The organism is Mesorhizobium sp. M1E.F.Ca.ET.041.01.1.1 (genome assembly GCF_003997355.1).
Taxonomy (GTDB): Bacteria; Pseudomonadota; Alphaproteobacteria; order Rhizobiales; family Rhizobiaceae; genus Mesorhizobium.
Genome location: NZ_RZSL01000011.1, coordinates 22,355 through 31,779, shown reverse-complemented (window position 1 = coordinate 31,779; position 9,425 = coordinate 22,355). Strand labels below are relative to the sequence as shown.

The window sequence follows — 9,425 nt, the reverse complement described above, 5'->3', positions numbered from 1 at the left end:
ACAGGCATCGGCCGTGGCGACCGCGTCGCCATCGTGCTGCCGAACGGACCGGAGATGGCGACGGCCTTCATCACGGTCGCCGCCGCCGCATCCACCGCGCCGCTCAATCCGGCCTATCGCGCCGACGAGCTCGACTTTTATCTCAGCGACATTGGCGTGAAGGCGATTCTCGTCGGCAAGGACGAGCGGGGGCCATCGGTGGAAGTTGCCGAACGCCTCGGTATCCCCGTGCTGCGCCTTGTCGTACCGGTGGGTGCGCCGGCTGGTGTCTTCATCATCGAGGGCGATCCGGTCGGCCCGCCGGTCGAATCCGCTTTGGCCGAGGACAGCGACACGGCACTTCTTCTTCACACCTCCGGCACCACCTCGCGTCCAAAACTGGTGCCGCTCAGCCACGCCAACCTCGCCGCCTCGGCCGCTCACATCGGCGCGACGCTCAGCCTGACACCGGCCGACCGCTGCCTCAACATCATGCCGCTGTTCCACATCCACGGGCTGATCGCGGCGGTGCTGTCCTCGCTTGCCGCCGGCGGCAGCGTCTTCTGCACGCCGGGCTTCAACGCGTTGCGCTTCTTCCAATGGCTCTCTGAAGCGAAGCCCAACTGGTACACGGCGGTGCCGACCATGCATCAGGCGATCCTGCCGCGCGCCGCGCGCAATCCCGAGCAGCTGGCCGAGGCGAAGCTGCGCTTCATCCGCTCCTCGTCGGCGTCCCTGCCGGCGCAGGTCATGGCCGAGCTCGAGGCGACATTCGGCTGCCCGGTGATCGAGTCCTACGGCATGACCGAAGCCTCGCATCAGATGGCGTCCAACCGGCTGCCGCCTGGACAGCGCAAGCCGGGCAGCGTCGGCGCGGCGGCTGGACCGGAAGTGGCCGTCATGGCCCCGGACGGACGCTTGCTCAAAGCGGGCGAAGTCGGCGAGATCGTCATTCGCGGGCCGAATGTCACCGCCGGCTATGAGAAGAATGCGGACGCCAATGCCAGCGCCTTCGCGCATGGCTGGTTCCACACCGGCGACCAGGGCGTGCTCGACGAGGACAACTACCTGCGCGTCACCGGCCGGCTGAAGGAGATCATCAACCGCGGCGGCGAAAAAATCTCACCGCTCGAGGTCGATGGCGTGCTGATGGACCATCCGGCCGTGGCGCAGGTCGTCACCTTCGCCATGCCGCATGACAAGCTCGGCGAAGAGGTCGCCGCTGCGGTCGTGCTGCGCGAAGGCCAGAGCGCCAGCGAGGCCGATATCCGTGGCTTTGCATCGACCCGGCTCGCCGATTTCAAGGTGCCGCGCAAGGTGTTGATCCTCGACGAGATCCCGAAGGGCGCCACCGGCAAGCTGCAGCGCATAGGCCTCGCGGCGAAGCTCGGTCTCGGCTGATGCGCATCACTGTCTTCGGCGCCGGCGCCATCGGCGGCTATCTCGCCGCCAAGCTGGCGATTCCCGGCCGGGTCGATCTGTCGATTGTTGCCCGCGGCGCGCATCTCGAAGCCATCAAGGCCGACGGCCTTCGGCTGATCGAGGACGGCAAGGAGTCGGTGGCTTCGGTGCGGGCGGCGGCGCGCGCCGAGGAACTCGGCAAGCAGGATTATGTCGTGCTGGCGCTGAAGGCGCATTCGCTGGCGCCTGCGCTCGACCAGATCGCGCCGCTGCTGGGCGAGGGGACCGCCGTCGTCACCATGCAGAACGGCGTGCCCTGGTGGTATTTCTACAAAATTGGCGGTGCGCTCGAGGGCACCCGCATCCAAGCCGTCGATCCCGGCGGCGCGATCTGGCAAAGCATCGGTCCGGAGCGCGTCGTCGGCTCGGTCGTCTATCCCGCTGCCGAGGTCGACGCGCCCGGCCTGATCCGCCATGTCGAGGGTACGCGCTTTTCGCTCGGCGAGCCTTCGGGCGAGAAGAGCGAGCGTGTGACTGCGCTGGCGCGCGAAATGGTCAAAGCCGGGCTGCAGGCGCCGGTCCGCGAGGATATCCGCTCCGAGATATGGGTGAAGCTCTGGGGCAATCTCTCCTTCAACCCGATCTCGGCGCTGACCGGCAGCACGCTTGCAGCAATCGTTGCCGATGAAGGTACGCGCGCCGTCGCCCGTGCCATGATGCTCGAGGCGCAGGCGATCGGCGAAAGCCTCGGCGTGCGTTTTCCTGTTGCCGTCGACCGTCGCATCAAGGGCGCCGGCGATGTCGGCGAGCACAAGACCTCGATGCTGCAGGATCTGGAGCGCGGCCGCCCGATGGAGATCGATGCGCTGGTGTGCGCCGTGCAGGAACTCGGCCGCCTGACCGGCCAACCGACGCCCACCATCGACAGCGTGCTGGCGCTGGTGCGGCGGCTGGCGATCGAACACGGGTGTTATTGACGCACCACTGGTGAAATTCGCCGACCCTTGCTGCACTTGACTCTTTAACAAAACTTATCGGGAGCGTTCCTCAGCCGAACGAGTGCAGATGTATCGGCAGCAAGAGTTAGATTTCGGCATCCCGCTTCCCCCGAGGCAGCAGATCATTTTGTTCCGCACATGACGCTTGCCTATGACGAGAAATTCATTCCTAGGCAGCCCATCGATCCAATCAGCTTCGTAGCAAGGAAGTTCATTCTTATTCACAGCTTGCGCGGCCTGACGATCTACAGGACCTGGATCGTTGGTCCCTGATCGCCGCGTCGCAATGCGCGACGATCCTGACACGGATTGTCAGCTGCCAGCGGGCCCACGGTGGCCGGCCGGCAGGCGGCGCCCTACTTGGAATGCGTCTGGAAAGAGAGGAAGTCATGACCACTGCCGAAATTGCCAAGGATTTCACCGAACTCCTCAAGCAGGGCGACAGCCACAGCGCTGCCGCGAAGTACAATGCCGACGACATCGTCAGCTACGAAGCGATGGAAGGCCCGATGGCTGTTTGCAACGGCAAGGAAGCCGTCAAGCAGAAGGGCGAGTGGTGGGAAGCCAACCACGAGGTTCATGGCGGCTCGGTCGAGGGTCCCTATGTCAATGGCGACCAATTCGCTTTGCGCTTCAGCTTCGACGTGACGCCCAAATCGACCGGCGAACGCGTCAAAATGGATGAAGTTGGCCTCTATACGGTCAAGAAAGGCAAAATCAGCGAAGAGCGCTTTTACTATTGAGGCCGATCGGCCTCAGGCGTCTCGCCTCTTCGCTGCATAATTTGAAATCAGAGATGGTGGCCAGGATGATATTCCGGCCGCCATGCCAGCTTCTCAAATCGTCTTCACATATTCCGCAAGCTGGTCGGCCACCGTGCCCCAGCCATCGAAGAAACCCATCTCCTCGTGTTTGTTGCGCGTCGCCTCGTCGCGGTGGATGGCGGTGGCGGTGTAGCGCGTGCCTTTGCCTTCGGGCGTGAGAGCGATAACCGCGGTGATGAAAGGCTCGCCGGACGGTCGGTAGCCCGGCAGCAGCGCGTCGGTCCACACCAGCCGTTCATGCGGCACGATCTCGAGATAGCAGCAATGGCGGTCGCTGACCTCTTTTCCGTCGGGCGACTGCATGCGCGTGCGGAACAGGCCGCCGGGCCTGAGATCGATCTCGCAGTCGGTGATGATCCATGGCTTCGGTGTGAACCATTGCTTGACATGCTCCGGCTTCGTCCAGGCGCGCCACAGCAATTCACGCGGCGCATCCAGGAAGCGCTCCAGCGTCAGGTCCAGCTTTGGATTGGGCTTGAACGGATAGCTCACTTTTCGTTCTCCTTGAGGTTCATCACATAGGCGTCGAACTGGTCGAGGCGGCGCTCCCACAGCGCGCGCTGCTCGGCGAGCCAGTTTTCCGCCAGCTTCAGCGGCTCGGGCGAGAGCCGATAGGTCCTGACACGGCCGGCCTTTTCCGACTGCACCAGCCCGCAGCCCTCAAGCACCTTGAGGTGCTCGACGAAGGAGGGCAGCGCCATGGCGAAAGGCTCCGCCAGTTCGCTGACCGAGGCCAGGCTTCTGTTCAGCCGCTCCACCACACGCCGGCGCGTCGGATCGGCGAGCGCGCGGAAGATGCCGTCGATCGGCGGCGTGCTCTGACTGCCGGGCTGCAGGCTGATCATCGGCCATCTGCTCCTTGGGTTTTGGATAATACTTAGGAAAAAACCTTAGTATTGGCAAGCGCCAAAATCCAGGCTGCGGCAAAGCGCTGGCAAAGCGGGCAGGGCAGGCCTAGGGTTCCGCCAGATTCGCAATCCATCCGCCCGAGGTCCGAATTGACGATCACCATGTACGGCATCACCAACTGCGACACGATCAAGAAGGCGCGCGTCTGGCTGGAGAGCCACGGCGTGCCGTATCGCTTTCATGACTACCGCGCCGAAGGGATCGAGGCGGAAAGGCTGAAAGGCTGGGTCGGCAAGGTCGGCTGGGAAAAGCTGCTCAACAAGGGCAGCACCACGTTCCGCGAGCTGCCGCAGAAGGACAAGGAAGCGCTCGACGAGAAGAAGGCCAAGGCGCTGATGCTCGCCAAGCCGACCATGATCAAGCGCCCCGTGCTGGAAGTCGGCGACCGCATTCTGGTTGGGTTCAAGGCGGAGGTTTATGAGGGGGCGGTGAGGTAGGGTAGCGGCACGGCGAAGCTGCCAATCTCCCCCCTTGCGGGGGAGATGGCCGGCAGGCCAGAGCGGGGTGTGAAGGAACGCGAGGCTGGTCGGTCTGCCCCAGCGCGAACCTGTTTCGGTGCGCGGCAGTGAACGGTTGAGAGGCCGGAGGGACAGCACCCCCCTCTGCCCTGCCGGGCATCTCCCCCCCCAAGGGGGGAGATCGGACGTCACCTCGGCTTTCGCAAATCGCGAGCGTTGCGCGAGCCCTTCACGCCTGCCTCAAATACCCCGCCAGCGCCACCGCATTGTTGTGCGCCTCGTCATGCGCGCCGTAGAGCAGCGTCACCTTGCCTTCGCGCAACAGGCCGCGCAGTTGCGCCACCGCTTCCTCATTCCGGTCAAGCTCGGCGTGGTACCGCTTCTGGAACTCGGCCCAACGCTCGGGCTCATGTCCGAACCATTTGCGCAACGCGTCGCTTGGCGCGATCTCCTTCAGCCAGAGCGCCAGCGCGGCATCCATCTTGGCAACGCCGCGCGGCCAGACGCGGTCGACCAGCACTCGCTGGCCGTCGGTCTTTTCGGGTGTCTCGTAAACACGCTTCACCGCAATGTCGAAGGCCATTACGCCTCCCTTGCCAAGCAATTCCAGGAAAAGTGTGCAGCGGTTTTCCGTCCGGAATTGCGTGAAAACAATGAGTCCTGTTATGCCCACTCACCCTTGCGCATGACCGGCACGCGGCTGCCGTCCTTGCCGAGGCCGTCGATGTCGACCTTGTCCGAGCCGATCATCCAGTCGATGTGGATAAAACTCTTGTTGCCGCCGCGCTCGGCGATCTCGTCCTGGCTGAGCGAAGCGCCGTTGACGAAGCACTTCGAATAGCATTGTCCGAGCGCGATGTGGCAGGCGGCGTTCTCGTCGAACAGCGTGTTGAAGAACAAAAGACCGCTCTTCGAGATCGGCGAGGAATGCGGCACCAGCGCCACTTCGCCGAGGCGGCGCGCGCCCTCGTCGGTGTCGAGCACCTTTTTCAAGACGTCCTCGCCCTTCGAAGCCTTGGCCTCGACGATCCGCCCGCCCTCAAAGCGCACCGAAATCTTGTCGATCAGCGTGCCCTGGTAGGAGAGCGGCTTGGTCGAGGAGACATGGCCTTCGACGCGCCTTGCATGCGGCGTGGTGAAGACCTCCTCGGTCTGGATGTTCGGGTTGCAGGTGATGCCGTTCTTCGCCGTCGAGGCGCCGCCCATCCATTCATGGCCTTCCGCCAATCCGACCGTCAGGTCGGTGCCCGGCCCGGTGAAATGCAGGGAATGGAAATTGTGGCCGTTCAGCCATTTGGTGCGCTCGGCCAGCGCGGCGTTGTGCGCCTTCCAGTTGCCGATCGGATCCTCGACATCCACACGCGAGGCCGAGAAGATTGCGTCCGCGAGCTTCACCACCGCAACGTCGTCGGGCTCGCCCGGAAAGACCTGCTTCGCCCAGGCGAGGTCGGGATAGGCGACGATGTTCCAGTTGATGTCGAAGCCGGTGATCTTCTCCAGCGCCGGCCGGTAGGCCATCGAGTTCGCCTTGTTGGCGCGCGCCACCTTGGCGGGGTCCTGCGCCGATAACAGCGATGGATCCTCGCCGCGCACCGCGAGCCGCGCGGCATTGTTGGCGAAGGCTTTCGCCATGCCCTCATAGAGCCAGCCGGCGGCGCGGTCGAAGCCGGCATCAGTGCCATAGCGGAAGCGCGCCAGCGTGATCTCGTCGTCGTTGAAGATCGGCGTCACCAGCCCGGCGCCGGCCTTGTAGGCGTGCTCGACGATGCGCCTGGTCAGCGGCAGCGCCGCGATCGACGACGTCAGCACCAGATCCTGTCCGGGCTGCAGTTGCAGCCCGACCTTGATCGCAACCTCGGCCAGTCTGTCGAGCTTCACCGGGTCGATCGTTGCTGAGACGCCGCGCGAATGTGTGGTCATGATCCTGCCTGCCATTTTGTTGGGGTCTGGTCCTTACATAGACCGGCGCGGTTGGCCTTTCCACCGCGATCGACTGGGCCTGTTCAGAGCATGATCCCGAACCGGACCGCGTTAGCGAAAAGTGTGTAGCGGTTTTTGCTGCGCTGACCTTCGGTTCGGAAAAGATCATGCTCAAACGAGCTTAAGCGGCGCTGTCGAGCGCACTGAACTGCGCCATCGTCGCCTCGATCTCCTCGCGGATCCAGGCCTTGAAATCGCGCACCTTGCGGCTCTCGCTTTTTGTCGCCGAAGTCACCAGCCAATAGCCCAGCCCGCTCTCAGCCCGCACGCCGAAGGGTGCGACCAGCCGTCCGTCGGCCAGCGCGTCGGCCGTCAGCAATTGCCAGGCGAGCATCACGCCATGGCCGGCGATCGCCGATTCCAGGCAAAGCATCGGATCGGTGAAGCGCGCGCCTTTCAGGAATGTGACCGGTTCCACCCCTGCCGCCTCGAACCAGCTTTCCCAATTGATCATCGCTCGCTCGTCGGTGATGGCGCAGGTCTGCGTCAGGTCCTCGATCGACTTGAGCTTGGCCGCGATCGATGGCGCGCAGACCGGAAACACCTCTTGCGCGAGCAGCAGTTCCGCCCGGCCGCCAGGCCACTTGCCGTCGCCGAGCCGGATGGCGATGTCGATGTCGGAATGGTCGAGATCGGCGACCCGGGCGGAAGCGTCGATGCGCAGCAGAACGTTCGGATGCCGGGCGAAATGCCGCGACAGCCTTGGCAGCAGCCATTTCGAGGCGAAGGCCGGCGCCACCGACACCACCAGCGTGCATTCAGTCGCTTCGCCGGCCAGTGCCACAGCCTGCGCGAGCTCGCGGAAAGCCGCGCTCAATCTGGTCGTGAAGACAGTGCCGAATTCGGTCAGCACCAGCCCGCCCGGTGTCCGCTCGAACAGTGCCTGGCCGAGCTGCTTTTCGGTGCGCTTGATCTGCTGGCTGACCGCGCTGACCGAAACGTTGAGTTCGGCCGCCGCGGCGGCAAGCGAGCCCAGCCGGGCGACGGTTTCGACGGCGCGCAGGCCATTGAGATGGACGCGGTTCAGCATAGCCATTCAGTTTTTCTAAACCGGTCGGGCCGAAATCTCAATTGAAACCTGACGAGGAAAGGCTGATTCTAGCTGACATAGGCCAGATCTTGGAGGCAATCCGATGAAGATTTTATCTTTGCTGAGGGGGCTTTCCAGCGCCGCGCCGATAAAGGACCGGTATGATGACGGCGAGATCGCCCGCTGGGTCGTCGACCCGTTGTCGCATCCGGTGCTCGACACCATGTCGGAGCGCGAACTCGGCGACATGCCGTTCCGGCTGACGGCCGGCCGCACGGCCTACGAGACGGCAGGAGCGGGGTGCCGCTGATCGACAGCACCGATAATTGCTCTCTGCTCCTACAAAGGCGCCAAACTTCATCGAAGTCGGCGCCGCCCCTCATCGCCATGCCGGGCACATCTCCCCGTATAGTGACGGGGAGAAGGACGCTCTCATCGCCGGTTTCGCCAATCACCAACGTTGCAAGAAGGCGCCGAGGCTGCGGCCAGCCACCTTCTCCCCGTCACTATACGGGGAGAAGGTGCCGGCAGGCGGATGAGGGGCGGCGCCGACGTCGAAAGTTTCTAACGTCAAGAGCCAAGGCGTCGAAGGCGCCTTGCCGCCGAACTGGCCCAACACAAGCGCGTTGTTTCGCCAGCGCACACACCTATGTTGCGCCGCAATGAACGTCGCCGCGCCATCTCCCTTACGCCTTGCCGTCGCCGGCATGGTTGCGCTCGCCGTCGCCATGGGCATCGGCCGCTTCGTCTACACGCCGATCCTGCCCGGCATGATGGAAGACCTGCATCTGACGCCGGCCGATGCCGGCTGGATCGCCTCGGCCAACTATCTCGGCTACCTGATCGGCGCGCTCGCCGCGGCAGGCGGCTGGGCGCACGGCCGCGAGCGCCTGCTGATGTTTTCCAGCCTTGCCGCCAGCGCCGTGCTTGCGGGACTGATGGGATTGAACGGGACGATAGCGGCATTCATCGTCATCCGCTTTCTCGCCGGCCTCGCCAGCGCCTTCGTCATGGTGTTCATGTCGTCGATCGTCTTCAGCCATCTTGCCGAAGCCGGCCGCAACGACCTCCAGGCACTGCATTTCGGTGGCGTCGGGCTGGGTATCGCGGCATCCTCGGCGCTGCTGGCCATTCTCGTTACCTCCCATGCAGGCTGGCCTGCGGGCTGGCTGTGGTCGGCAGCGATTTCTGCTGTCGGCCTGCTTCTCGTCGCGCTGCTCGCCGGCTCCGCCGTACCTGCGAACGGTGTCGACGGGCCTGAACCGGCGCTGCCGAAGGACAGGTCGCTGGCAAAGATGATCCTCGCCTACGGGCTGTTCGGCTTCGGCTATGTGGTGACCGCCACCTTCCTGGTCGCCATCGTCCGCCAGGGCGGCGGCGGACGTGTCTTCGAGGCAACCGTCTGGATGGTCACCGGACTTGCTGGTTTTCCGGCGACCTGGTTCTGGCAGAAGTTCGCCGTCAGGATCGGGCTCTATGCGGCTTACTGCGTGAGTTGCCTGGTCGAGGTGGTCGGCGTCACCGCCAGCGTCGTCGTCAAAGGTTTTGCCGGACCGCTTCTCGCAGGCGTCCTGCTCGGCGGCACCTTCATCGCCATCACCGCGCTCGGGCTGCAGGCGGGAAGGCGGCTTGCGCCGCAGGTGCCGCGCCGCATCTTCGCGGTGATGACCGCCGCCTTCGGCCTCGGTCAGATCATCGGCCCGGTCGCCGCCGGCCTGCTCGCCCAGGCTTCCGGCAATTACGTGCTTGCCTCGATCATGGCCGCGGTCGCCCTGCTGGTTTCCGGCGTCATTGGCTGGACGGCTGCGCCAAAATCGCCATGATTTGTGGTCTTGCTCGTGCCGGG

Annotated in this window: 11 protein-coding genes; 6 read left to right on the top strand and 5 right to left on the bottom strand. The window is 64.3% G+C overall.

The features are described 5' to 3' along the window. The 3 genes from EOA38_RS02725 to EOA38_RS02715 form a co-directional block, all read left to right on the top strand. On the top strand, nt 1-1,380 hold a 1,380-nt coding region (locus EOA38_RS02725), incomplete at its 5' end, for an acyl--CoA ligase (RefSeq protein ID WP_127298373.1). Beyond that, nucleotides 1,380-2,357, top strand: coding sequence for a 2-dehydropantoate 2-reductase (locus EOA38_RS02720; RefSeq protein WP_127298372.1), 978 nt, complete (start codon nt 1,380-1,382; stop codon nt 2,355-2,357). The genes EOA38_RS02725 and EOA38_RS02720, both read left to right, overlap by 1 nt. Before the next feature lie 410 nt (nt 2,358-2,767). After that, nucleotides 2,768-3,121 (top strand): nuclear transport factor 2 family protein, encoded by a 354-nt coding sequence (locus tag EOA38_RS02715; protein WP_126095322.1) that lies wholly within the window; start codon nt 2,768-2,770, stop codon nt 3,119-3,121. Nucleotides 3,122-3,214: 93 nt separating this feature from the next. On the opposite strand, the gene EOA38_RS02710 is transcribed toward EOA38_RS02715, so the two are convergent. Together EOA38_RS02710 and EOA38_RS02705 are read right to left on the bottom strand one after the other, a co-directional pair. Beyond that, the gene (locus tag EOA38_RS02710) at nt 3,215-3,694 is read right to left on the bottom strand and encodes an SRPBCC family protein (RefSeq protein ID WP_127221658.1); all 480 of its coding nucleotides are present in this window, start codon (nt 3,692-3,694) and stop codon (nt 3,215-3,217) included. Then, on the bottom strand, nt 3,691-4,047 hold the full coding sequence (locus EOA38_RS02705) for a metalloregulator ArsR/SmtB family transcription factor (RefSeq protein WP_127298371.1): 357 nt from the start codon (nt 4,045-4,047) through the stop codon (nt 3,691-3,693). The genes EOA38_RS02710 and EOA38_RS02705 overlap by 4 nt, the downstream gene beginning before the upstream one ends. Before the next feature lie 153 nt (nt 4,048-4,200). Here EOA38_RS02705 and EOA38_RS02700 point away from each other — a divergent pair, with 153 nt between their 5' ends. Next, nucleotides 4,201-4,548, top strand: coding sequence for an ArsC family reductase (locus EOA38_RS02700; protein WP_127298370.1), 348 nt, complete (start codon nt 4,201-4,203; stop codon nt 4,546-4,548). A 250-nt stretch (nt 4,549-4,798) separates the two neighbouring features. Here EOA38_RS02700 and EOA38_RS02695 read toward each other — a convergent pair whose 3' ends face one another. The 3 genes from EOA38_RS02695 to EOA38_RS02685 all read right to left on the bottom strand — a co-directional run bounded on the left by EOA38_RS02695 (nt 4,799) and on the right by EOA38_RS02685 (nt 7,585). Beyond that, the gene (locus EOA38_RS02695; RefSeq protein WP_127221664.1) at nt 4,799-5,152 is read right to left on the bottom strand and encodes a DUF488 domain-containing protein; all 354 of its coding nucleotides are present in this window, start codon (nt 5,150-5,152) and stop codon (nt 4,799-4,801) included. Nucleotides 5,153-5,232: 80 nt separating this feature from the next. Next, a complete protein-coding gene (locus tag EOA38_RS02690) occupies nt 5,233-6,489 on the bottom strand; it encodes an aminopeptidase (RefSeq protein ID WP_127298369.1) in 1,257 nt (418 codons plus the stop codon). A gap of 181 nt (nt 6,490-6,670) precedes the next feature. Beyond that, nucleotides 6,671-7,585: a LysR substrate-binding domain-containing protein gene (locus EOA38_RS02685; protein ID WP_127298368.1), complete on the bottom strand. Its 915-nt coding sequence runs from the start codon at nt 7,583-7,585 to the stop codon at nt 6,671-6,673. Nucleotides 7,586-7,682: 97 nt separating this feature from the next. On the opposite strand from EOA38_RS02685, the gene EOA38_RS02680 reads away from it, so the two are divergent. Beyond that, nucleotides 7,683-7,889, top strand: coding sequence for a hypothetical protein (locus EOA38_RS02680; protein ID WP_127298367.1), 207 nt, complete (start codon nt 7,683-7,685; stop codon nt 7,887-7,889). A 352-nt stretch (nt 7,890-8,241) separates the two neighbouring features. Beyond that, nucleotides 8,242-9,402 (top strand): YbfB/YjiJ family MFS transporter, encoded by a 1,161-nt coding sequence (locus EOA38_RS02670; RefSeq protein ID WP_245480733.1) that lies wholly within the window; start codon nt 8,242-8,244, stop codon nt 9,400-9,402. The last annotated feature ends 23 nt before the right edge of the window (nt 9,403-9,425 follow it).

Excerpts from the sequence above, each read along its gene's own strand:
- EOA38_RS02690 (WP_127298369.1), bottom strand. The coding sequence starts at position 6,489 with ATGACCACACATTCGCGCGGCGTCTCAGCAACGATCGACCCGGTGAAG.
- EOA38_RS02715 (WP_126095322.1), top strand. The coding sequence starts at position 2,768 with ATGACCACTGCCGAAATTGCCAAGGATTTCACCGAACTCCTCAAGCAG.
- EOA38_RS02695 (WP_127221664.1), bottom strand. The coding sequence starts at position 5,152 with ATGGCCTTCGACATTGCGGTGAAGCGTGTTTACGAGACACCCGAAAAG.
- EOA38_RS02670 (WP_245480733.1), top strand. The coding sequence starts at position 8,242 with ATGAACGTCGCCGCGCCATCTCCCTTACGCCTTGCCGTCGCCGGCATG.
- EOA38_RS02705 (WP_127298371.1), bottom strand. The coding sequence starts at position 4,047 with ATGATCAGCCTGCAGCCCGGCAGTCAGAGCACGCCGCCGATCGACGGC.
- EOA38_RS02685 (WP_127298368.1), bottom strand. The coding sequence starts at position 7,585 with ATGGCTATGCTGAACCGCGTCCATCTCAATGGCCTGCGCGCCGTCGAA.
- EOA38_RS02680 (WP_127298367.1), top strand. The coding sequence starts at position 7,683 with ATGAAGATTTTATCTTTGCTGAGGGGGCTTTCCAGCGCCGCGCCGATA.
- EOA38_RS02720 (WP_127298372.1), top strand. The coding sequence starts at position 1,380 with ATGCGCATCACTGTCTTCGGCGCCGGCGCCATCGGCGGCTATCTCGCC.